General features: G+C 56.5%; 18 protein-coding genes and 1 pseudogene. 15 read left to right on the top strand and 4 right to left on the bottom strand.

From position 1 onward, the window contains the following. Window positions 1-6 precede the first annotated feature (6 nt). The 3 genes and pseudogenes from gspC to N909_RS26530 form a co-directional block, all read right to left on the bottom strand. Window positions 7-921, bottom strand: coding sequence for a type II secretion system protein GspC (gene gspC, locus N909_RS0106115; protein WP_029912954.1), 915 nt, complete (start codon window positions 919-921; stop codon window positions 7-9). Window positions 922-1,132: 211 nt separating this feature from the next. Next, on the bottom strand, window positions 1,133-1,885 hold the full coding sequence (locus N909_RS0106110) for a general secretion pathway protein GspB (protein WP_029912951.1): 753 nt from the start codon (window positions 1,883-1,885) through the stop codon (window positions 1,133-1,135). A gap of 1,121 nt (window positions 1,886-3,006) precedes the next feature. Next, window positions 3,007-3,453 (bottom strand): annotated as a pseudogene (locus N909_RS26530) (ExeA family protein); the annotation flags it as partial. Window positions 3,454-3,948: 495 nt separating this feature from the next. Between N909_RS26530 and extH the strand changes: the two are divergent. From extH to extS, 12 genes are all read left to right on the top strand, one after another. Continuing rightward, a complete protein-coding gene (gene extH, locus N909_RS0106100) occupies window positions 3,949-6,426 on the top strand; it encodes a selenite/tellurite reduction operon rhodanese-like protein ExtH (RefSeq protein ID WP_084167524.1) in 2,478 nt (825 codons plus the stop codon). Between the two features lie 72 nt (window positions 6,427-6,498). Continuing rightward, the gene (extI, locus tag N909_RS0106095) at window positions 6,499-7,668 is read left to right on the top strand and encodes a selenite/tellurite reduction operon porin ExtI (RefSeq protein WP_029912941.1); all 1,170 of its coding nucleotides are present in this window, start codon (window positions 6,499-6,501) and stop codon (window positions 7,666-7,668) included. A gap of 82 nt (window positions 7,669-7,750) precedes the next feature. Next, window positions 7,751-7,981 carry a selenite/tellurite reduction operon protein ExtJ gene (extJ, locus tag N909_RS0106090; protein ID WP_029912939.1) on the top strand — a complete coding sequence of 77 codons (231 nt, stop codon included), beginning with the start codon at window positions 7,751-7,753 and terminating at the stop codon, window positions 7,979-7,981. Between the two features lie 313 nt (window positions 7,982-8,294). Further along, on the top strand, window positions 8,295-8,885 hold the full coding sequence (locus tag N909_RS0106085) for a TorD/DmsD family molecular chaperone (RefSeq protein ID WP_029912935.1): 591 nt from the start codon (window positions 8,295-8,297) through the stop codon (window positions 8,883-8,885). Beyond that, a complete protein-coding gene (locus N909_RS0106080; protein WP_029912925.1) occupies window positions 8,875-11,121 on the top strand; it encodes a molybdopterin-containing oxidoreductase family protein in 2,247 nt (748 codons plus the stop codon). The genes N909_RS0106085 and N909_RS0106080 overlap by 11 nt, the downstream gene beginning before the upstream one ends. Before the next feature lie 62 nt (window positions 11,122-11,183). After that, the gene (locus N909_RS0106075) at window positions 11,184-11,999 is read left to right on the top strand and encodes a 4Fe-4S dicluster domain-containing protein (protein WP_084167518.1); all 816 of its coding nucleotides are present in this window, start codon (window positions 11,184-11,186) and stop codon (window positions 11,997-11,999) included. 212 nt (window positions 12,000-12,211) lie between these two features. Then, window positions 12,212-14,053: a selenite/tellurite reduction operon c-type cytochrome ExtM gene (extM, locus tag N909_RS0106070; protein ID WP_029912920.1), complete on the top strand. Its 1,842-nt coding sequence runs from the start codon at window positions 12,212-12,214 to the stop codon at window positions 14,051-14,053. Continuing rightward, on the top strand, window positions 14,010-15,251 hold the full coding sequence (gene extO, locus N909_RS0106065; protein WP_029912916.1) for a selenite/tellurite reduction operon b-type cytochrome iron-sulfur cluster-binding subunit ExtO: 1,242 nt from the start codon (window positions 14,010-14,012) through the stop codon (window positions 15,249-15,251). The genes extM and extO overlap by 44 nt, the downstream gene beginning before the upstream one ends. Then, the gene (locus N909_RS0106060; protein ID WP_029912913.1) at window positions 15,206-15,598 is read left to right on the top strand and encodes a QcrA and Rieske domain-containing protein; all 393 of its coding nucleotides are present in this window, start codon (window positions 15,206-15,208) and stop codon (window positions 15,596-15,598) included. The genes extO and N909_RS0106060 overlap by 46 nt, the downstream gene beginning before the upstream one ends. Further along, window positions 15,595-16,233 (top strand): cytochrome b N-terminal domain-containing protein, encoded by a 639-nt coding sequence (locus tag N909_RS0106055; protein ID WP_029912910.1) that lies wholly within the window; start codon window positions 15,595-15,597, stop codon window positions 16,231-16,233. Before N909_RS0106060 ends, N909_RS0106055 begins: the two co-directional genes overlap by 4 nt. Beyond that, on the top strand, window positions 16,230-16,637 hold the full coding sequence (gene extQ / locus N909_RS0106050) for a selenite/tellurite reduction operon b-type cytochrome membrane protein ExtQ (protein WP_029912907.1): 408 nt from the start codon (window positions 16,230-16,232) through the stop codon (window positions 16,635-16,637). The genes N909_RS0106055 and extQ overlap by 4 nt, the downstream gene beginning before the upstream one ends. Then, entirely contained in the window at window positions 16,619-17,440 is an 822-nt protein-coding gene (gene extS, locus N909_RS0106045; protein WP_036682943.1) for a selenite/tellurite reduction operon c-type cytochrome lipoprotein ExtS, read from the top strand. The genes extQ and extS overlap by 19 nt, the downstream gene beginning before the upstream one ends. A 196-nt stretch (window positions 17,441-17,636) precedes the next feature. Here extS and N909_RS0106040 read toward each other — a convergent pair whose 3' ends face one another. Further along, complete coding sequence (locus tag N909_RS0106040) at window positions 17,637-18,407, bottom strand: hypothetical protein (RefSeq protein WP_029912901.1); 771 nt, start codon at window positions 18,405-18,407, stop codon at window positions 17,637-17,639. Between the two features lie 418 nt (window positions 18,408-18,825). Between N909_RS0106040 and N909_RS0106035 the strand changes: the two genes are divergently transcribed. The 3 genes from N909_RS0106035 (at window position 18,826) to N909_RS0106025 (ending at window position 21,673) form a co-directional block, all read left to right on the top strand. After that, window positions 18,826-20,259 carry a sigma-54 interaction domain-containing protein gene (locus tag N909_RS0106035; protein ID WP_029912898.1) on the top strand — a complete coding sequence of 478 codons (1,434 nt, stop codon included), beginning with the start codon at window positions 18,826-18,828 and terminating at the stop codon, window positions 20,257-20,259. Between the two features lie 555 nt (window positions 20,260-20,814). After that, a complete protein-coding gene (locus tag N909_RS23695; RefSeq protein WP_036682940.1) occupies window positions 20,815-21,246 on the top strand; it encodes an Hsp20/alpha crystallin family protein in 432 nt (143 codons plus the stop codon). A 52-nt stretch (window positions 21,247-21,298) separates the two neighbouring features. Beyond that, window positions 21,299-21,673, top strand: coding sequence for an Hsp20/alpha crystallin family protein (locus N909_RS0106025; protein WP_029912894.1), 375 nt, complete (start codon window positions 21,299-21,301; stop codon window positions 21,671-21,673). Window positions 21,674-21,818 lie beyond the last annotated feature (145 nt).

The raw sequence follows: 21,818 nt of genomic DNA, 5'->3' as shown, positions 1-21,818 counted from the left end.
GGCCTCCTAATCAAGTTCATACGAAAAAGTCATTGCTTCGCCCTTGCGTTCGACGCCGACGGTAATTTGCCGTGCCTCACGCAACTGCTGAAAGATCTGTAGTGCCGCTTCTGGGCTGTTCAGCGACATGCCGTTGACATTGAGGACCACGTCCCCGCGTTGCAGTCCGAGCTTATTGAGGATCGAGTTGCGGCGGAGTCGACGGATCATGAAACCGTCCGTTTTCCCGTCGGTCATGCGTGGCTGCATCTGTGCCAGGCGCAATTCCGTGCCCAGATTGGCCCGGGTGTTTTCCGCGGTTTCGCGGGGTACCACCCAGTGCCCCTCGTCGATCTGATGGATGCCCGAATTTGCATCGCTGGCAGCACTCGCGTTCTCGGCATTGCCTGCTGCGCCGGGGCGGTCGGCCTTCTTGTCCTCAATGCTCTGGAGAATCGTCAGTGACTGGTCCGCGTTGCGGATTTTAACGATATTGCGGGCGATCTCTTCAATGGTGCCGCCACCCGGCAGGAGGTCCTGCAGGTGGTACACATCCAGATCCTTATCGATACCAATCAGCGCCAGGGAATCCGCACCGGCGACAACCGTACCGAACAGGGTCATATTTTTGCTTGCAACTTGCTGGCGTGCGGTGGCCGCGTCCTCTTGTCCACTCTCTGTCTCCTGACTCAGGTCCAGGGTCGCTGAGGTGGTCCGACTGGCCGGGTCGAAGATATTGTGGCGCAGGATACTGTTAAGATCCGCAACGCTCATCTGCTGGGCTTCTTCCCGGTCGGCTTTTACGGTTGCGGTCTCAATGACCGGCAGCGGGTCCATATAAGCTTCCAGCAGAGAACCGCTGAAAATGCCGCAGGCCAGGCCCAGCAGGGTCAGTAACAGCAGGTTGAGATAGGTGTGATATTTTTGATAAAGCGTAAGCATGCCCGGTCCATACCTTCAGCGCAGTGCGGCAAATTCTTTACAATTATCGGTTTCCGAAATTCGTTTGATGTTCTGCCCCTGCCATCGTTTTCGGTTCGTCATCATAATCGCTTACCCTGCTTCGATCAAGCAAACCGATTTTTTATTTTCTGCCGGCTTGGCTTGCTGCCCCTGCTCGGTCCGGCATGCTGCCGGCCATTTTCCATGCGTATCAGTCTCCAGGTGCCTTGAGTTTGAACAACGTATCGCGGAAGCGAAAAATGACCGATTTCTCTCTGATCTCCTGCACCAGAAGATGGTCTGCCAGGGCTTCTCCCTCGCGCAGAATCAATCCGTTAACACGAATCATCCGCCGGGATGCGTCCGAACTATAAAAGTGCAGCGACATGTTCAAAGAAGGAATCTGGCCGCGGAGCGAGGGCGGCAGGTTCTCCAGCAGAGGAATGCTCCGGTTGGCTGCCGGAGGTTCGGCCTGAGTTTGATTGCCGGGGGGCAGGCTGTTCTCAGGCGTCGCTACGGCGGGAGCTGGGGCTTCCTGGCTTAACAGGCGTTTTGGAATCGGCGCCCTGGGCGCAGGAGGCACGTTGTGAACCGGTGGCTGGACTTCGGTTTGCCGTTGGGGCATAGCGCTTTCGGCCCGAGCGTTGTTAGCATCTGCGGAATTTGGCTTTTCCCGGACTGCTTGCTCAACGGGCCTCCGGCTGGACGCCAGCGGTGCCGGCAAGGGATTGTTCAACCGGCTTTGGGTCTCCAGGGCCCGAATCACTGGGGATTGTTCGGCCGGCTGTCCGAGCCACCAGCCCAGGCCCATAAAAACCAATGCCATCAGCACCAGCAATGGCCAGAATGCCGATTTCCTGCGTGCTTTGCGCTGTGGGGCCAGCAGGTGTTTGCCGATACCCGCAACCGTTTCGTCCGTACGGCTCTCCTCAGATTTTTTAAGCGCGTCAAGGATAAAAGACATCAGTTCGCCTCACTCTGAAACAGCCGCGGGCCGGGTGATTCGATGGCGCGATTGAGGTGAATAATGGTTTTCGGTCCCAACACACCATCCGGAGTCAGTCCGACCGAAAACTGAAAGCGTTTCAATGTGCCCAACAATTGTCCTTCCAGGGTTTCACCCTGAGCGTTTGCCGGATACAGCCCGAGGGTGACCAGGGACTGCGCCAGCCACGGAACCACCGCGTCTTGAGCGCCCGGATAAACAATTCCGGAATATTTTTCCGGGGGCTGCCAGAGGATACGGTATTCGCCGAACCAGCGGGTTTCCAACGCCGCGATATCCAATTCCCGTTGCTGCTTGGCAGCCATGAATTTGCCCCGGTCCTCATCCAGTTGAACCAGCAGGGCGTAGAAAGCGGTCCCCTGGTCATCATAAAGAGTCAGGATGGCCGGGCGATTCAGCTCCCGCAAGCTGACAATGCTCTCCTGGCGATCATAACACCTGAGGCCGGCAGCCAGGGCGAAGTCGCACGGGGATGTGTCATCGGTTGGATACGACAGGCCCCAGAGTGCTGCCAGGTCGGCAAACGCCTCTGCTGCGCTGTTGGTAAAACCGAACCCCGGTGGCCAGGTTTTGCTGAGCGTTGGTTCGGGTACTGCCGGTTCAAGCGCTGCCACGGGAGGAGGCTCGGTTGAAACTTGAAGATCTGGTTCGGGGGCAGCTGCGCTTGGAGGTGACGGTTCAACAACCTGCAGGTGGTTTTTCGGAGCAAACAGACTATAGGCGATCCCGGCCGCTAGAAAAAGCGTAATTAGCACAGTTACTGAAAAGATCTGGCGACGGTTGTCTGACTGACGGTCAAAAACTTCCCGGCTGGACTGTTTTACTGTAGCCGCTGTGACCAGCTTTTTTTGTTGGGTATACGCACCTAAAAGCGAACGGTCGCAAAGCAGATTGATCAGGCGGGGAATGCCCAGACTCTGTTTATGAATCTCTTTGACGGCCTGTTTGTTGAACAGCATCTCTTTGCCACCAGCGGTCTGCAGGCGATGAAAGATATAGCCGGCGATATCGGTTTTGGCCAAGGGGCCGAGATGATAGCGGGCGGTGATGCGTTGGGCCAACTGTCTGAGCTGGGGGCGGTTGATCATCTCGCGCAGTTCCGGTTGGCCCAGTAAAATGATTTGCAGCAGTTTGCGCTTGTCTGTCTCCAGGTTGGTGAGCAGGCGCAGCTGTTCCAGAACCTCCACGGCAAGGTTTTGCGCTTCGTCGATAATCAGGACGGTTTTGCGCCCTTTGGCGTTCGTCTCCAGCAGATGCTGGTTGAGGCGATCAACCAGATTTTTTTTGGATGTTCCGAGCGGTCTGGGAATATGCAACTCGTCACAGATGGTTTCGAGCAGCTCGGTTTCGGTGATGCGCGGGTTCAGGATAAAGGCCAGGTCAATTGACGGGGGGATTTTGTTGAGCAGGCTTTTGCAAATAGTGGTTTTGCCGGTTCCGACTTCACCGGTTAACAGGACAAACCCCCCTTCAGTTTGCAGACCGTAGAGCAGGTGGGCCAAAGCTTCCCGATGGCTGGCGCTCATGAACAGATAGCCGGGGTCCGGGGCGATGGAAAACGGTTTTTCAGTGAGTCCGAAATATTCGGCGTACATTGATCCCCTTAAGTTCCAATTGGTTACAGGAACAAAATAAATAAGAGTTCGATGATAGTTACGGATTGTTAAGCATACATTTGTCTATGCTGAAAAAAAAGCCCGTAAATAAAATCGGGAAAAGAATTCTAGAAATCTAAAAATATGAATATTTATACATATCTATCGATGAATAAATAGTCATCTCCAGCAGTTAGCCAGACGTTTTTTGATTCTATCAACTTTTGTTTGAAATCCATCAAAATAGCCCTTGATCTACGGAAAATATCAGGGTATTTTTCGCACTATCTGTGAGAAAAGAATGTTCGTTCTTACGAAAGGTTATTCTTTCTATCTTATTTTAATCAGTTGTGCTGAGAGAGGTATTCATTCGTCGATTCTATTCAACATGCGGGTTATTCAACCTGTCAAACCAAAGGAGGTCATATGTCAGGAAGGATCAAACGAAGCTCTCTGAGAATGGGCGCGTTGTTTCTGCTCGTAATCTCTGCCACGTTGCTTGTCTGGGGCTGTGGCGGCGGGGGAGGAAGCAGCTATGACACCCCCACAGAAACCGACAATGCCGCTGTCGGTGGAGCTGCAACCAATGTGCTGATTGAACCTGCCACACTCAAGTCCTGGATGGATGCCGGGCTGGTCGGAAATGAGACCGGGTATGGTGAAAAAGTTGTCGTCCTCGACTTCCGCTCCACTGGTGCCGAGCGTATCGACGGTGCCTGCCGGGTAGAAGGTGCCGACCTGACTCTGACCCGCTTTGAAGGCGTGGCTGACGCTGCTCCGCTGGTAGCCACCGGGGCGATGATGGATGCCGTCATTCAGCGCCTGGGGATCGATGAAAACACCACCATCGTGTTTACCACAGATGGCAGCCCGTACATGGCGACCCGGGCTTACTGGACTTTCCGTTACTGGGGCTTCCCGAAATCCCGCCTGAAGCTTCTGAACGGCGGGAACAACGCTTTTGCCGCCGCATACCCCAACCTGATGAACGAAAATGTTCCGAGTCCCACTCCTTCGACCTATAGTGTACGGAACCTGGCCGGGCTCAATGATGACCTCCGTGCCTCGGTCGGCGAAATTATTGAAATTATCAAAACCTTACCTAACTCAACTACGAATATCGTCTTTGACGCCCGCGGCTCCACTTATTATCTCGGCAACAACGCAACCTCAGGCTTGTTGGGCGGCGACGTCGTCGTGGTCGACGGCCATCCGGAAGGCGGCCAGTATCTGAGCCAGGGTGAGATGTTCAGCTCCGGTAAATTCAAGACCGCTGCCGAGATCGAAGCTCTGTTCGCTGCCAAAGGCTGGGATGCCTCGAAAAAAGCAACCGTGTACTGCACCAGCGGTTACTCGGCCACCCCGTTGTTCTTTGCCCTTGATGCCATTCTGGATGCCGATGTGCAGCTGTATGACGGTTCCTGGAGCCAGCTCGGCAAATATTCCAATAATTCAGCTGCCGGTGGCGAATTGCCCGTCAACTCACCCTGGGCCATCGACATGTACCTGAATGGCGATACCTACACCTACAACAAAAATGTCTACCCCGGCCCACTGACCATCGAAACCCTTAATATCGCTGCGGCGGTTGAACCTCAGCCCAGTCCGTTTACCGGGGATGTCCCCACCGATGACAGTGATGTCGTCCAGAGCCAGGTCGAAGCTGCTGACGGTGCTTACGCCGACGGTAGCGGGACCACCACCATCGCCGCTCCCTCCGCGACGGCAACCAGTGAGGTGCTGATCGACTATGCGACCCTGCAAGGCTGGATGAACAGCGACCTGGTCAATGCTGCCAGCGGTGAAAAGGTTGTCATCCTGGATGTCACGACTGCCGATGCCTACGCCGCCGCCCACATTCCTGGAGCCCAGCTCTGGAATATCACCGGCCAGGCCATTACCCGTACCGAAGGTCCGGCTCCGGCCGTCAATATGGTCCTGGACGGTGCCAGCATGGATGCCAGAATCCAGGCCGCCGGGATCGACGCCAATACCACCGTGGTCATCACCTCTTCGGCGACTGCCACCTATTACCCCAGTCGCGCTTATTTCCTGTTCCGTTACTGGGGTTTCCCCAAAGAGCGTATCAAGGTGCTGAACGGCTATAACGCTGCCTGGCCGCAACCCGAACTGACCACCGAGGTTCCGACCATCACCGCATCGACCCTGAGCGTGGCCGACCTGAGCAGCGGCGCCCAACTCGATACCCGCGTGTCGCTGGCTGAACTGATGGATGCCGTGCGCGATGGACGCGGCATGGCCATTGATTTCCGTGGTGACAAGAGCGCCATCGGCTCAACGCCCGGCGTGTTCAGTGATGTGGCCGGGGATTACGTGGTCTTTGAAGGAACCTTGCAAGGCGGAACATCGTTCAATTATACGAACTTCAATGTCGATTACGCCAATGGTGATTTCCGTTTCAAATCTGCTGCCGAGATTGAAGCAGCGCTGCAGGCCTTGGGCGGAACGACGCCTTCTATGGACGGATCCTACAGCAATCCGATCTATTCCTATTGCCGGACCGGTTATATCGCTTCGGTCGGTTTCTTTGTCCTGGATGGAATCCTCGGGGTCGATGCCATGACCTATGACGGTTCCTGGAGCCAGTGGGGCAAAATGTCTGCTGACGCCAGTAAAGGCGGGGAATTGGCTGCAGGGACCGTGGATTACTCCGCTTGGGCAACCGACTCCACAACCTATATGAGCGTCATCAACTACAATGCCGATCGGATGAAGCAGATCGAACCGTTGAACGCCGATAGTTCAGCCCTGTCACTGACTCCGGCCACGGCCAACCAGGTGGAAGATGCTGACTATGAATACCAGACCACTCCGGTGTCCGATTCCGGTTCAGACAGTGGTGCTCCGACCTCCGGTTCCGGTGATCTGGGTGGCGGCTGCTAGTTCTGATTCAATGACTGTCTCCAGTGGTGTTTCTGCACCACTGGAGCTCTTTTGAAAAAGGAGACTTTAAGTATGACTATGCTCAAGAAAGCAGGTTTGCTTTGTGCAGTTGCAACGGCATTCTGCATGATCGCCGGTAGTGCCTTGGCCGGCCCGATCTGGACTTTCGGCCCTGATGACGAGGGGCTTTTGAAACTCGACTACAAAGGTCAATTCCAGGTGCTGCATCGCGATACCGGCGCCAGCCCTGACGGCGACGGCGATGCCACCGAATTCAACTTTCGCCGCAACCGGCTCGCCCTGATGGGTGCCTGGGGTGATAACTTCGGTCTCTATGTGCAGACCGAATATTCGGAAGATCGCAACATCCTGCCCCTCGGTGTGTCGGATGGCAGCGACGGCGATTTTGAAATGCTCGACGCAGTCCTGCGCTTCAAATTCAGCAACAGCTTCAATCTGTGGATGGGGAAATTCAAGTACAACCTGACCCGGGAAAACCTGGAAGCCTGCGAAATGCCGCTGACCCTGGACCGCTCCATCATGATCCGCGCTCCTTTTGTCTCCACCCGGGACAAGGGCGTGGCCGTCTGGGGCAACCTGTTTGAGGATAAATTCCAGTACCGCTTCGATGTCATGAACGGCCGCAATGATTCGGCGTCCTCTCCAGAGTCCAATCCCCGTTTCACCGGCCGTGTTCACGTGACCCTGCTGGATCCGGAAAATGGTTACGGCTATCGCGGGACCTACCTGGGTGAAAAGAAAGTCCTGACCATTGGGGCCGCTTATCAGACCGAAGCCGCCGTTGCCTACGCCGGCAATAAAGAAGTCGATTACAGCGCCTGGACCGTTGACCTGTTTGCCGAATACCCGATTGAAGACGTGGGGACATTTACCCTGTCGGGTGCCTATGTCAAATATGACATGGACGATGCTTATAAAAATGGCACTCCGGATACTGACGTGACCGGGCTCAACGGCGAGAAGAACGGCGGCTACGTTAAGGTCGGCTACATGCTGCCGAACCTGCCCTTGCAACTGTTTGCCCGTGCTGAAGGTTGGTCATTCGCCAAGCTGAATGATGTCTATGACCAGGAAGTCGATATCATGGGGCTCGGTTTCAACTATTACCTGCGCGGCCAGAATCTGAAAGTGACGGTTGAGTATTCGACTCTCGACTACGACAAGGAAGACTCCGTCGAGGATTTCGAAACCATTGTCGGCCAGGTTCAGGTCATCTTCTAACCTGCATCATTTGCTGGCTGGGGTCGCCGGTGCGGTTAACCGCGCCGGTGACCCCAGTGAAACAACCGAAAGGAGATTGTTCATGAAAAAACTGTTGGTTCTGGTGCTGGCATGTCTGCTGACGTTGAGCTTTTCAGGGCTTATTTTTGCAGCGGAGTACAAAGGGAAAGTGACCGCTGTTGACGGCAAAATGGTTACCATCAAGATCACCAAAGGCAAGGCCGAGGATTTTGCTGTCGGCGATAAAATCAAAATCGAAACCAAAGACGGCGCTCCGAAAAAAGGTGGCGGTGCCAAACTGCAAGGCTGCTGATTTTCGACCTGCCGGAACGGATACCCGGTCGCTGCAGCTATCCAGGCGACCGGGCCGGCGCAGTTGGCTGCCATTGGTCCAGGCAAGGCTGTCAGTTGATGGCCGATTGCTTGGTGGTCTAAAGCCGGGAAGTAAAACCGATGGCTGTTCGTGGGGGTGAGGTGGTGAGGCCGGCAGCGGTTGATTTTTTCTGCTCATGCTCGAACAAGTCCCCGGCCGGACTTCTTCGATAACCTGTCAGGAGGGGCTCAGGTGGAACGGAACTTGACCGCCGGAATGAACCCCTGTTGAAAAATGTGGTCGGATAATGGCAATGGCGATGGAAAAACCGGTTGGTAACGCTTGCACCAGGCTTGCGGAGATTTTGTGTTTTTTGGCCGCGGCCATGGAATATCCGCAGCGGTCCTGGCTGACGCCCGCATATTGGGCCGCTCTGGAAGGACTCCTGCACGAGATCGGCAGCATTTCTGCTGAGGCAATGTTCCCTTCTTACCCGGCGTCCCCGGAACAGTTTGAAGGTCTCCAGGTTGAGTATACCCGGCTGTTTATCAACGCCGTTCCTCATGTGATCGCTCCGCCGTACGGCTCGGTTTATCTCGACGGAGACGGGATGCTCTACGGTGCCAGTGCCGAGCGGGCCAAGGCGTTTTACCGGCAGGAGAATTTCGAGCTGCGGGGCAGTCATGATATTCCCGATTATCTGGGGAATGAATTGCGTTTTGTTGCCCTGCTGTTGGAGCAGGGGAGGGAAGCGGCGGCGGAGCTTTTTCTCCGGCAGTGTTTTCGGCCGTGGTTTGGCAGTTTTTATCAGCGTGTCAGTCGTGAAAGCAGGCACCCCTACTATGTGGTCCTGGTTTCGTTGATCGACTTTTTTACCGAGGAGGAAGAGGATCATGGCAGTTAAGATGACCCGCCGCAGATTTTTGCAATCGACCGGCTGCGCCGCAGCCGTACTTCCGTTTGCCAATCTGGTCCAAGCGGACGATTCTTTTGTGAAATACCCGTATGTTTCTCCCGGCAGCATGGCGGGAACGCAGACCGTGACCGGCGGTATTTGCGAGATGTGTTTCTGGCGCTGTCAGGTGATCGGCAAGGTCCGGGACGGCAAGCTGGTCAAACTGGAGGGGAATCCCAAAAGCATCGATAACGGCAAGAGCCTGTGTGCCCGCGGCAATGCCGGGATCAAGCTGCTCTACGATCCCGATCGCCTCAAGTATCCACTGAAGAACATCGGCAAGCGGGGTGCTCCGAAGTGGAAACGGATTTCCTGGGACGAAGCCCTCGATGAGTGTGCGACCCGGCTCAAAGCCACCATTGATAAATACGGCCCGCAGGGGATAACCATTTTTCCCCATGGTTCTTCGGCTGTTTATCCGATGCACTTTTTTGAGCATGTCGTCGGTACACCGAACAATTCCGAAGCCTCCTTCTTCCAATGCCGTGGCGCGCGCGACCTGGCTTACCTGGCCACCCTGGGCGTACCGGCCGGGGAAGAGGTGGACATGCCCAACGCCAAGGTGATTTTCCTGCTCGGCAGCCACCTGGGGGAAAATGTCCATGTCTCTCATTTGAAGCGTTATCTGAAAGGGTTGGAAAACGGTGCCAAGCTGATCGTGGTTGATCCCCGTTTCTCGGCCGCCGCTGCCAAAGCTGATGTCTGGGTCAAGATCAAACCGGGCACCGACACCGCTTTCCTGCTCGCGATCATGAATTACCTGGCCGAAAACGAAAAATACAATGTCGAGTATGTGGATGACAATGGCGACGGGTTCGATGATTTCTGTGAAGGGATCGCCCACGCCAGCCTGAGCTGGGCGGCCAAAATTTGTGATGTGCCCGAGGCACAGATCAAGCAGGTTGCCGATATGCTGTCCGCCGATATGCCGCATGTCGCCATTCACCCGGGCCGGCATACCAGCTGGTATGGTAACGACTTCCAGCGTGAGCGGGCCATGGCCTGCTTGACCGGAATGCTTGGCGCCATCGGTTCAGTCGGCGGTTTTGTCCGCCCCATCGGGCCTAAGCTCGGCCGGTTCAGCTGGCCCACACCGATGAAAGAACATGCCGAAGAATATTCCTTGCGGCGGTTGGCAAAAGTCCACAAGTTTTCACCACCCGGAACCCCGACCGATCTGATCCGTAACGCGGCCTTGACCGGCCAACCTTATCCGATCAAAGCCATGGTGACCTGGGGCCAGAATCCGATCCAGACGGTGCCGAATCAGGCCCAGACCATTGCCATGCTGGAGCAGATGGATTTTGTCCTGGTCTGTGACGTGATGCCGACCGATATCACCATGTATGCGGATATCCTGTTGCCCGAGGTCTCCTATCTGGAGCGCTACGATTACATCAAGCGTGGCACCCAGTGGGATTTTGCCGAAGAACATCAGCAGTATATCGCCGCCCGCATGCCGCTGGTCGCTCCTGAAACCAAGGATCACGAGCGCAAGGATTCGGTCTGGATCACCAACGAGCTGGCCAAACGGATGGGTTACGGTGAACACATCAAGGCCAAATCCGCCGAGGAGATGGTCGATATCATGCTGGCCGGAGCCAAGCCGACGTTGTCCCTCAAGCAGCTGCGCGCCGAAGACGGCATCCATCTCCAGGAAGGGGAAGATCCCTATGATGTCGAACTGGACGTGGTCTTTTACAGCGAAGCCCTTGAAGAGGCCGGCTATCCTCCGGTGCCGACCTATACCGAAGTTCCGCAACCGCCTGCCGGTTATGCTCGTCTGGTTTACGGGCGGCTGCCGGTGCACACCTTCAATCGGACCCAGAACAATGTCTGGCTGCACCAGGAATCGACTCTCAACCCGGTTTGGCTGAACGAGCAGAGCGCCAAAAAAATGGGACTGAAAGACGGGGACATGGTGGAACTGGTCAATGACCAAGGGGTGAAATCGCGGACTGCGACCGTGGTCAAGGTCACTCCGGGGATCCGCTCCGATACGGTCTACATGGCCCATGGCTATGGCTCCATGAATCCGGCGCTGACGGTCGGGGTTGGAGCCGGGGTGGATGATCAGAGCCTGATCAGCAATCCGTCCATCGATCCCGAGACCGGCACCCACGGCATGCGGAACAACTTTGTCCGCTTTATCAAAGACGGCAAGGAACTGTCCATCCCCGCCTGAGCCGATTATTTTCGCAGGGAGGATAGGTTGGATTCGTTTTTCAGACCAGATGGAGGAAACTCGTGAGCCAATATGGAATGATCATAGATCTGAACAGATGCGTCGGTTGTCATGCCTGTTCGGTTGCCTGTCGGGCGGAATGGAATGTCCCGGTCGGCAAAGATTCGGAAAACCGGGTCCGCCGGCGCAGCTGGGTTGAGCGCCTCGGGCCGACAAAAACCCCGAAGGGGCTGGCCTACACTTATTACCCGGGCCTGTGTAATCACTGCGACAAGCCGTCCTGCGTCGAGGTTTGCCCGGCTGACACGGTCAGCAAGACTTTTACCGGTAAAGACGGTACGACCAAGACCATGGACGTGGCTGCGACCTGGAAAGATCCCTTTGACGGCAGCGTCCAGATCGACAAGGAGCGTTGTATTGGCTGCGGTGCTTGCGCCGAAGCCTGCCCCTATACGGCCCGGTATATGAATGAAGATGGTGATGAGCCGAAAGCGGACAAGTGCACGTTCTGTGTCGAGCGGATTGCCCTGGGCGGGGAGCCGGCCTGTGTGCAAACTTGTCTGGCCGGAGCCCGGATCTTCGGCGATGTGAGTGATCCGGATTCCGCGGTGTCGGCCTATATCAAAAAAGGCGCGGTTCGTTTGGAATCAGCAGCGGTCAAACTTGGCCCCAATGTGCGCTATTTTGGCAAGGAGCGCGACCTCTACCTGCTGGATAAAACCTCGACCCCGCAGGAACTGGCCCAGATCAATCAGCGCCGCCTGCTCATGGCCCATCTGTCCAAAAAGACCTCCCGGCATCTGCAGGGCATGGGGCTGTTGGGGATGGCCGCGTTATGGATGAAGTCAAAAGAGCAGGATTCTGATCGGACTGAATAGTCCGGATGGGCTTTCCGGCCATGAACCGCTCGCTGGTCACGGTGAGCGGTTTTTCTTTGTCCTGTTCCAGCCAGAAAAAAGTCCGATCACTGTGGTGGAGTGTTTTTCGTGGAGTCGATCCGTGCTAGACTGCGCTGGATCCTGCCCCTTGTATTGAACTTCATCCCGGATTTTATCGCTTGCCAGCAGCATGTGAGATACCGATCGTAGTCATGAGACCAGCGGGACTGATATATCTGTTGTGGGCTGTCCTCGGCCTGCTTTTTGCCGGTTGTCGCGGCCCCGCCGGCGACGGTTCGACCTGTGCCCAATGTCATCAGGGGCTGGAACTGGCCTCCGCGTCGCATCTGGAATGTGTTTCCTGTCATGGCGGCGACCCCGCGGCCCGAGAAGAAAAAGCCTCCCATCGGACCATGTTCGGGCCGAAAAATCCTGCTGATCCCGCCCACTGGGAGAAAACCTGCGGCAGCTGTCATCCCTACCAGTTGGAGCGGGTTCGGGGCAACCTGATGTACACCAACACCGGCATGATCAAAAATATCCAGAAAACCTGGGAAGGTGAGGACGGAACACTCTATGCAACCCGCGGTGAAGCGGTGCATGACGCGGCCGGGCTGCCGCGGGACTTGGCGAATGTTGCCGAACTGGATAACCTGTCCGGCGAACTGTACCGGAAATTTTGCGCGGTCTGCCATGTTGGCATCGATATGAACCGGGTATGGAGCGGCAGTCACGCCTCCGGCTGTGCGGCCTGCCATTTCCCCTATAACGACAATGCCACCTACCAGGGGAACGATGCCACGGTCAAGGGGAAGTGGCCCCATTCGGCCAGTCACGAAATGGCCGTGCTGCCGGACAACCAGGTCTGTGTGCGCTGCCATAATCGCAGCGGCCGGATCGCCCTGTCCTACCAGGGGTGGAACGACGGAAACAACGGCCTGGTTCCGACCGCCGCGGGCGATCCGGGGCCGAAGATTATCGGCGGGGCTCGAAATGTGACCAGGATTCAAGCCGATATTCACCATGAAAAGGGGCTTGAGTGCATCGATTGCCACACCTCGCGCGATGTCATGGGGGACGGCTATGCCTACGAAAATATGTACCTGCAGACCGAGATCGCCTGCGAAGATTGCCACGGGTCAGCCCGGCAGCGGCCGCGGAGCGAACCGATCAGCCGTGAAAACGACGAGGTCCTGCGCGAATCGGCCCATTATCAGCACCCCATGAAGCAGGGGGATGAGATGGTCCTGACCGGCAAAGGGCGCAAATATTCCAATGTTTTTGTGGCCGACGGTAAGGTCTGGCTGCAGGGCAAGCGGGATGGCAAGCTGCGGGAAAGCAAGGTGATCACCGGGACCCCGGAACACACCATCGTCGGTCACGAACGGATGGAGTGCTATGCCTGTCATTCCCGGAGCGTCGCGCAATGCTACGGCTGCCACACCCAATATGATCAGCGCGAACTCGGGACCGATTTTATCAAGGGGGTGAAAACCCCGGGCCAGTTCAGTGAAACCGAAGATTATCGGATGCTCTATCCTTTTCCCCTGGCCCTCAATCAACGTGGCAAGGTGTCCACGGTCACCCCCGGCTGTCAGACCTTTGTGACGGTGATCGACCAGCAGGGGAACAAGCCGCTGGATGAATACGTCGCCCTTTACAACGGCCGCCAGCAATTGCGCTTTGCCCCATTTTTCGGCCACAATACCGGAACCCGGGCCATCGGTTGCGCCGAATGTCATGCCAATCCGGCGTTCCTCGGCTTTGGTCAGCACGTGGTCAGCGCCGATAGTATCGAAGCGACTATGCTCTGTGAAAAATCGGCTGAAAAACCGCTCGATGGCTATGTCACCATGAACGCAGGTCAGGTCAAGGCTTTTTCCGCCATTACCCGGGAGGGTTCGCGGCCGTTTAATACCCGGGAAGTGAACAAAATTCTCGCGGTCAACCTGTGCCTGGTCTGCCACAATGACTCCAAAGATCCAATTTATCAGAAGGAACTGGATTACGATGCGTTGGACAGTTGTCTTAAGCGTGCTGCTGTTCAGCCTTGAGCTGAGTGGGGGCGTGCCGGTTTTCGCAGCCCAGGTCAAGTTGGCCGGCGTGCATGCCGAACTGGCCTGTGCTGCCTGCCACAGTTCCGGCTCGGAGCGCTTGGCGCAGCCATCCTCTCTGGCCACCAGAGCCGCGGGCTGTACCGGTTGCCATCAGGGCTATGGGCAGATTTTTGACCAGGCCATGACCGTGCGGGGGGCTGAAAAGCACTTTGCCAACACCGCCTTTCACGGACTGGATGACAACTTTTTTGCCAATAACTGCACCAGTTGTCATGTTTCCGACTGTCTGGATTGCCATGGCGGGGATGGCCACAAAATCGGTGCCGCGACCCAGCAACAGTGCCTGTCCTGCCATAAAGGCTATTTTGTGGGCCCGGAATATCTCGGCAAAGCACCCCGTGAAGACCATCCCCGCTATCAGCGTGGTCCGGAGTTGCTGGGGGAACACTATCTCAAAATGCGCCCCGACCTGCATGCCGAAGCCGGCCTGCAATGTCAGGACTGCCATACCATGGCCAGCCTGATTGCCGGACACAAGAGCGCGCAAAGCTGCCGGGACTGTCATCAGCCGGATCCGCAGGTGATTGAGCACGGCATCGCCGCCCATCTGGAAAAGCTGGAATGCTATGCCTGTCATTCCGCCTGGGCGGCGCAGGAATACGGGACCTTTTATCTGCGCATCGGCAAGGATAACGAGGACAAGATTGAACAGTTTCATGTGGCTGAGCCGCCGGTGGGCGATTACCTGACCCGGGTCTATTTACGCAAGCAGGATGCTCCGCCGCTCGGCCTCAATGCGCGTGGCCGGGTCAGCCCGATCCGACCGGAGTTTATCGCCTATTATTCCGATCTGCGCGAGGATTCCAGCGGGGTGGAGAACCGCCTGCTGAGTGCGCAATGGAAAGCGTTTTTCCCCCATACTGTTCGTCGTGGCAGCGTCATGTGCGACAGCTGTCATGACGACCGGCGGCGTTATCTGCTGGAATCTGAAGATGACCGGGTTTATCGTATCGATCTTGACGGAATGACTTTGCCCTCGTTTTGGAATCAGCAGGGGCAGCAGGTCAGTAACGGGTCTTTTATCAGCCCGCAACAGTTTTCAGAGCTCAATAAAAAGGATGGCCCCTATACCAGGGCCTATGTGGAACGATGGCAAAAATTGCTCGGTCGCGGCGCAGATTCCTCACCGGAATAGCTCTGCTCGGGGGGCTGGGAGCGCTGTGGCGTTTTCTGGTGCCGGGTCGGAAAGTGCGCCGGCAAACACTGCTGGAAGTGCAGAAAAATGCGATTCCGCTGCGCGGGGCGCTGGTCTTCAAACGGTCACGGGTGGCGGTGATCCGTGGCGAAGATGATGTCTACGCGCTGAGCTTGGTCTGCACCCATCTGGGCTGTACCGTCAATGTGACCGCTGAAAATCTGATCTGTCCCTGCCACGGCAGTGTGTTCGATCGTGCCGGAAACGTCCTCAAAGGGCCGGCGGAGCGCCCGCTGCCCCGACTGACTGTTGAAGAGCGCGGCAACAAACTGGTGGTTCTGATATGAAAAAGGATGACGATTTCGTCAAAGAGTTCATCAAACACCTGTTTCCGCGCGTGGTGCTGCGCCGGAACCTGAAGCTGACCTATACCTTCTGCCTGGGTGGGCTGGCCTTTACCGCTTTTTTGCTGCTGATTCTGACCGGGGCGCTGCTGATCTTTCATTATCAGCCCTCTGCCGAAGGGGCTTTTGAGTCGATCCTCTATATCGAGAACCAGGTTCCGGGCGGCTGGTACATCCGCAATCTGCACCGGCTGGCCGCCAACTTTTTCCTGGTCCTGATCTTTCTGCATACGCTGCGGGTGTTGCTGACGGGGGCCTTTCGCAAGCCCCGCGAGCTCAACTGGGTAATCGGCTTCGGCCTGCTTTGCCTGGCCCTGTTCGAAGGCTATACCGGTTATCTGCTGCCGCTGGACCAGTTGGCGCTCTGGGCCACCCAGACCGGGATGAACCTGCTCGCAACCTTGCCCTTCGGTGAGTTTCTGCGTAATTTTCTGGTGCCGGACGATATTGGTCAGCCGCTGTCACTGGTGCGCTTTTATGTTCTGCATATCGCGGTGCTTCCGCTGTGTATGTTGATTCTCTGCAGCCTGCATTTTTATCGCATTCGCAAGGACAAGGGGGTGTTGCCGTACTTATGAGTGATTATGTCAAATCCTCTCCCCACTTTTTCCGCATCATCAAGATCGCCTTTGTCGTGCTGGCGTTGGTGCTGCTGGTGCTGGCGATTTTTATCCCGGCTCCGCTGCAGGGTCCGGCGGATATCAGCCGGGTGCCCAATCCGTCCAAATCGGCCTGGTTTCTGATGTGGACCCAGGAGCTGGTCAGCTATTCCAGCCTGCTGGTCTACCTGATCCTGTCCCTGGGGCTGTTCTTTCTGGTGCTGCCCTGGTTGCCCTGCAGCAGGCCGGCTGAGCGGGCCCGCTGGTTTGCCCGAGATCAGCGCCTCATCAATCTACTCACTGTGTTGAGTTTTGTGGGGATTGTCCTGTTGACAATCATTGCCATGTTTTTTCGGGGTGAAAATTGGTCCTTCGTCTTCTGATCCCGTTGCTCATGGTTGTCGTTGGCGTCGGCGTGGCTGCGGCAGACCTGCCCAAAACGGCTGGAACCGTCAATCATTGTCTTGATTGTCATCCGCTTCATTACCCGGAGCGCGGCTCCTGTACCGACTGTCATCGTGGCTTTGCCGGGACCAAACGGCTCAATATCGCTCATCAGGGGTTGCTAGCGGCGCGCTATGTCGCCTTTACCCTACCGGAACACCCGCTTGCGGTCAGTGGTCGCCAACTGCTCAAGGACTATGCCTGTAGGCGTTGTCATCGCAGCGGCAATCAGGGCAACCTGCTGGCCGCCGATCTGGATCTGGCCCAGCAGACCAGACGCCCGGAGGAATTGGAAGAAAGTATCCGCAATCCGGTCCTCTTCATGCCTGAATTTCATTTTTACGAAAGCCAACGTATCGCCCTGGTCAATGCCATTCTAGAGGGGGGCCAGACTGTGCCCCCGCCGGAGCAGGAACAGCCGACCGTGGTGCACTTTGAAGGGGCAGAGGTGACCCGCGAGTTCCAGTTCGAAAAACATTGCGGGGGGTGCCATCGGGCTTTGACCGCCCGGTTCGGCGGTTTGGGGCATGGCCTCATCGGCCCGAACCTGTCGGGGATTTTTTCTGAGTTTTATCCGCAGAGTTTTGGCGACGAACAGCAGCGTTGGACTGTCGAGAACCTGGAAAAGTGGTTGAAAAATCCCCGCAAGGTCAGGCCGTTTGCACAAATGCCACCCTTGGAATTGAAGCAGGACGAGTTCGAACGGATCTGTGCGGAGTTGCAGCATATACCGCCGGAATAGCTCGTTGGCATCCGGAAACTCCGGATGCCAACGCATACGTTTTTAGATTGGAAACGAGCAATTTTTCGTTGTGGTAAGAAAATCAAGGGCTTATGCGGAGGCGTAGTTCTTTACGCCGCACAAATAAGCCCGCAGATTGACACCGCCACGGCGGAAAAGGGCCGTTTCCGGATGACAACTAGCCCGGGGCAGCTGCTCAATAACCGCTGTCAGCGGCGTCTCCCCAATGTTCAACCCCCCAGGATTGAAATTTCGGTAGCCAGGGTGAACGATTTTTTCGGGGCAACGGTTCTTGTGTTTCGCTGGTTGAAATGGTTTGAGGGGCGGCTTTTTCCGCAGCCGGAGGATTAAGCTTCGCTGCCGATTGGACCGCATCGCTTGCAACACTCTGGTTGGTTGGGACGGAACTTGCTGGCGGCGTGGGCATGGTTGCGGTCGCTGGCGGTTGAGCTTGCGGACGGGTGGCCGGTGTCGCCGGTGGGGCAGGCACTACGGCGCTGGCCGGTGCCGGGGTTTCCCCCTGTTGGGCGGCGATATTCTGGCGGAGTTCGGCAAAGGCCTCTTTCACCCCGCTGGCGGGAACGGGCAGATCGACACCATTGGGGTAAAAATAATCGACGGCGGTGACGATCGTCCGGTTCTGCGGATTGAGAAATTCGATATGCAGGCTGTGCAGGCGGGTGACAATCTTGCTGTCTGCAGTCAGGTCAGGGCCTGCCACGGCGGTGAACCGGGCCAGCAGGTCGGCTTTGTCCCCCGGGTCCACCGGCTTGAAGCCGAGACCGATCAATTCAGCTTTGATGAGCGGGGTCAGCTGCCAAGGGTCCGCCTCTGGTGCTTCGAGGCTGACCAGCGAAACCTGCCGCCAGTCGACTCTGGTGGTTCCGGCGATCTGCACAGCCGAACAACCACTCAACAGAAGAATAAACAAAGTGCAACCGCTGGCGATGCGTTGGAAAATGCTCATGTCCGCTCCTTGTCCCTCTTGCCCTGTGCGGGGAGCCACATTGATTCATTCTGGAGCTTTTGCGCGCTGACGGCAGCTTGTTTTGCCCACAAGCCAAATACTTCAGAATGATCTAAGAGCTAACTGCACGGGATCTCACCAAAATTGAGCTGTGCCCCCGAGTCCGGCCGACCGCTTGAACAGGCCAGCGGATCGGCTGGTTTCCGTTGCCTATCATAATGGGATTGCGTCAGGAATACCAGGATTATAGGCCGCTGGTGCGAGGATTTGCAGAGTTGTTAACGCTGTTTTGGGGCCGGCTGATAGTTTCTCAACGCTTTCAGTGAATTTTTGTTATGATTCCCAGAGAAACCGGAAAACAGTTTCTCTTTTATTGAGAAAACTAACCGAAAATTGATTCGATTTTATTCCATCTGCTATGGCGATTTCTAAAGATCACAATTCCAAACATCTGCCCGCTGTTGCCCCGGATATTATCCTGGTGTATTGGGGCCACGGGGGCTGGCAGGTTCATCGCCTGTCCGAACGCCTTGCCGGCTGGCTGGGGGTCGATCTGCTCGAAGTTCGCGGCCGCGCAGTGGATGCCATGTTCCCTGACGCGGTCCCTGCATTAACCGAACTGGTGGATGATGTCCTGACCCATGGCCGGGATCTCGACGGGATTAAGCTGCGGATTCGGCCGGACCAGCCGGAATTCCTGGCCGATATCCAGTTTGCCGGTTTGACCGAAGATTACCTGGGCCGCTTGGTTCGCATCAGCCTGCGTACGGAAACCCTGGCAAGCAGGCAGGAAACCGGGTTTCGTAACCTGGTCGGGGTCAGCCCGGCGATGCGGGAAGTGTTTCGTAAAATCCGCCTGTATGCGGCTTCGGACGCGGCGGTCATCATTACCGGGGAGACCGGCGCTGGCAAAGAACTGGTTGCCGAGGCTTTGCACCAGGAGAGTCCCCGCCATCACAAACCCTTTGCGGCGCTGAACTGCACGGCTATCAGCGAGCAGCTGCTCGAGTCCGAGCTGTTCGGCCATGAACGGGGCGCTTTTACCGGGGCGCTGCGCGATCATCGCGGCTATTTTGAACGGGCCGACGGGGGCACCCTGTTTCTCGATGAGATCGGCGATATGCCCATGGCGACCCAGAGCAAATTGTTGCGGGTGCTGGAGGACGGCAAGGTCCAGCGCGTCGGTAGCGAGAGCAGTCGGCAGGTCGATGTGCGCTTTATCGGTGCGACCAATGTGCCGCTGGAACAGGCTGTTGCCGAAAAACGTTTTCGGGCTGATCTCTATCACCGGCTGGCGGTATTGCGGATTCATCTGCCGCCGTTGCGGGAACGCCCCGAGGATATCCCGCTGCTGGCGGAGATGTTTCTGGCCCGTTTCAATGCCCATTACGGCAAGGGCGCCAAGCGGCTGACCAGCGAAGCGGTCAGGCTGCTGCAGTCGTACCTGTGGCCCGGTAATGTGCGTGAATTGCGCAATGTCATTGAACGGGTGGTGATCGAAACTGAAACTGAAGCGATCAGCGCCCGCGCTTTCACCGAATGGATTCGTGAGCGGCAGCAGTTTTCCCGCGCCGTGGCCGAGTCGGTGACTCCGGCATCCCAGCGTCATCTACCCATGGTTGTCCCCTATACCCACCACGAGGCGGTTCCGATCTATACCCAGAACAACGGTCATGATGTCCCGGTCGGGGGAGGGCAGCGCCCGCTGCTGACCGAGGAGAATATTCGCCAGGCTTTTCAGGCCGCGGCCGGTAACCTGTCCGAGGCGGCCAGGATTCTGGGGGTGCATCGAGCCACCCTGTACCGGCATCTTGAGCGGCTTAATCTGAGCCGTGAGGAACTGACCGAGTAATCTCCCGTTCTTTTTCCCCGAGCCTGGCCGTGTGTCAAACCATCAGGGGCTCTCCTTGCTGTTGTGCTCAGAGCGCGCTGGGACAGGGGCCTGGCAACGTTCAGGCCCAAGCTTGGCCCGTTGTCCCGAATGGCAGTTTGAGCAACTTTGCAGTAAACTCGGGACTGTCCCAGGGCCATCGGGGGCTGTCCCAAGAGTTTGCGAGCCATGAAAGCTGTAGCGGTTAGCACCGCAAAGACCTGGGACAGCCCCCGTGCGGGGACAGTCCCGGTTTTGATGCCATCTCCTCTTAAACTAGCGCCATTCCCCGTTGTCCCCTGTCTATCCAGCCCTAAACGGAGCCTGTCCGGTTCTGCGACGTCGCAGCTGTCGCATGCCGCTTGCCCATGCAACAGCTGCGACGTCGCCGGCTTTCTTCTCCTGATTGCTTTTTCTCTGTAAAAATTAATAAAAACAATATGTTATATATGTTTGACGAAGTTGGCATTGCATTTGTAATGAAGCCATACCAGAAAGGCAACCAAGACGAAAATAACCCACAGAGGAGGAAAACATATGTTCGCATTACAATTTGTCAACGAAATGGACAGCATGCAACGGGAAATGAATCGGCTTTTTCGCCACACCGGCCTGATGGGCAGCAACCGTCCCGGTCCCGCGGTCGGCCTGCTTAGAGCCGAAGATAAAGGAGCTGCCTTTGTCGTTGAAGCGACGCTGCCCGGACTCGACCCAGAGCAACTGAGCATTGATGTCCTGGGCCGTAAGCTGACTATCTCCGGTCGTTTCCAGGATAATCCGCCTGCCGGTGACGATGTCCGCTGGTATCGCAAAGAACGGCGCAGCGGAGCCTTCGAACAGTCGCTGGTTTTGGCTGCGGAACTGGATACCGAAAAGGTCGAGGCTGAATATAAGCACGGGATCCTCAGAATTGATTTACCCAAAGCCGCGGCGGCTTTACCGAAGAAAATCGCCGTCAATGTCGGCTGAACCAAGAGTGGACAGATCGATTCAATAACGTATTTTTCGAGGAGATAAAACCATGAGTGACAAAGAGATGATGAAACAGGAACTCGATTCCGTTGAAAAAATAAACCAGGCAAAGCCGTTGCATTGGGCCACCCCGGCAGTGGATATCTATGAGACTGCTGATGAACTGGTGGTGCTGGCCGACCTGCCGGGAGTGCAGGAAAGCGCGTTGCAACTGGAAGTTTCCCGCGGGGTGTTGACCCTGGAGGCAGCGGTGGAAGCCGCTGAAGACCAGAGACAATATGGCTATTACCGGCAGTTTCAGCTCTCCGAGCGGATTGATGCTGATGCCGGCGAGGCTGCCTTGAAAGATGGGGTCCTCACCCTGCGGTTACCGAAAAGCGCGGCAGCCAAGCCGAAGCGGATTGCCGTCAAAACCCTGCATTGAGGTAGTCGGTGCAAACGATCCGGAATGAACATTATTAGCAACTCAAGCCAGGGTCGCCAGACCCTGGCTTTTTACCGCGAAGCGCCAGACAGGCGTTATACTATAAATGCATCACCGGCGGCTCTCTCAACCGCTCGGGACGACC

This window comes from Pelobacter seleniigenes DSM 18267 (assembly GCF_000711225.1).
GTDB classification, from domain to species: domain Bacteria; phylum Desulfobacterota; class Desulfuromonadia; order Desulfuromonadales; family Geopsychrobacteraceae; genus Seleniibacterium; species Seleniibacterium seleniigenes.
This window is presented reverse-complemented; position numbering and strand designations above follow the sequence as displayed.

What these genes read in the sequence shown, in the direction of transcription:
- gspC (WP_029912954.1), bottom strand. Translation starts at nt 921, where the DNA reads ATGCTTACGCTTTATCAAAAATATCACACCTATCTCAACCTGCTGTTA.
- N909_RS0106110 (WP_029912951.1), bottom strand. Translation starts at nt 1,885, where the DNA reads ATGTCTTTTATCCTTGACGCGCTTAAAAAATCTGAGGAGAGCCGTACG.
- extH (WP_084167524.1), top strand. Translation starts at nt 3,949, where the DNA reads ATGTCAGGAAGGATCAAACGAAGCTCTCTGAGAATGGGCGCGTTGTTT.
- extI (WP_029912941.1), top strand. Translation starts at nt 6,499, where the DNA reads ATGACTATGCTCAAGAAAGCAGGTTTGCTTTGTGCAGTTGCAACGGCA.
- extJ (WP_029912939.1), top strand. Translation starts at nt 7,751, where the DNA reads ATGAAAAAACTGTTGGTTCTGGTGCTGGCATGTCTGCTGACGTTGAGC.
- N909_RS0106085 (WP_029912935.1), top strand. Translation starts at nt 8,295, where the DNA reads ATGGCGATGGAAAAACCGGTTGGTAACGCTTGCACCAGGCTTGCGGAG.
- N909_RS0106080 (WP_029912925.1), top strand. Translation starts at nt 8,875, where the DNA reads ATGGCAGTTAAGATGACCCGCCGCAGATTTTTGCAATCGACCGGCTGC.
- extM (WP_029912920.1), top strand. Translation starts at nt 12,212, where the DNA reads ATGAGACCAGCGGGACTGATATATCTGTTGTGGGCTGTCCTCGGCCTG.
- extO (WP_029912916.1), top strand. Translation starts at nt 14,010, where the DNA reads ATGCGTTGGACAGTTGTCTTAAGCGTGCTGCTGTTCAGCCTTGAGCTG.
- N909_RS0106060 (WP_029912913.1), top strand. Translation starts at nt 15,206, where the DNA reads ATGGCAAAAATTGCTCGGTCGCGGCGCAGATTCCTCACCGGAATAGCT.
- N909_RS0106055 (WP_029912910.1), top strand. Translation starts at nt 15,595, where the DNA reads ATGAAAAAGGATGACGATTTCGTCAAAGAGTTCATCAAACACCTGTTT.
- extQ (WP_029912907.1), top strand. Translation starts at nt 16,230, where the DNA reads ATGAGTGATTATGTCAAATCCTCTCCCCACTTTTTCCGCATCATCAAG.
- N909_RS0106040 (WP_029912901.1), bottom strand. Translation starts at nt 18,407, where the DNA reads ATGAGCATTTTCCAACGCATCGCCAGCGGTTGCACTTTGTTTATTCTT.
- N909_RS0106035 (WP_029912898.1), top strand. Translation starts at nt 18,826, where the DNA reads ATGGCGATTTCTAAAGATCACAATTCCAAACATCTGCCCGCTGTTGCC.
- N909_RS23695 (WP_036682940.1), top strand. Translation starts at nt 20,815, where the DNA reads ATGTTCGCATTACAATTTGTCAACGAAATGGACAGCATGCAACGGGAA.
- N909_RS0106025 (WP_029912894.1), top strand. Translation starts at nt 21,299, where the DNA reads ATGAGTGACAAAGAGATGATGAAACAGGAACTCGATTCCGTTGAAAAA.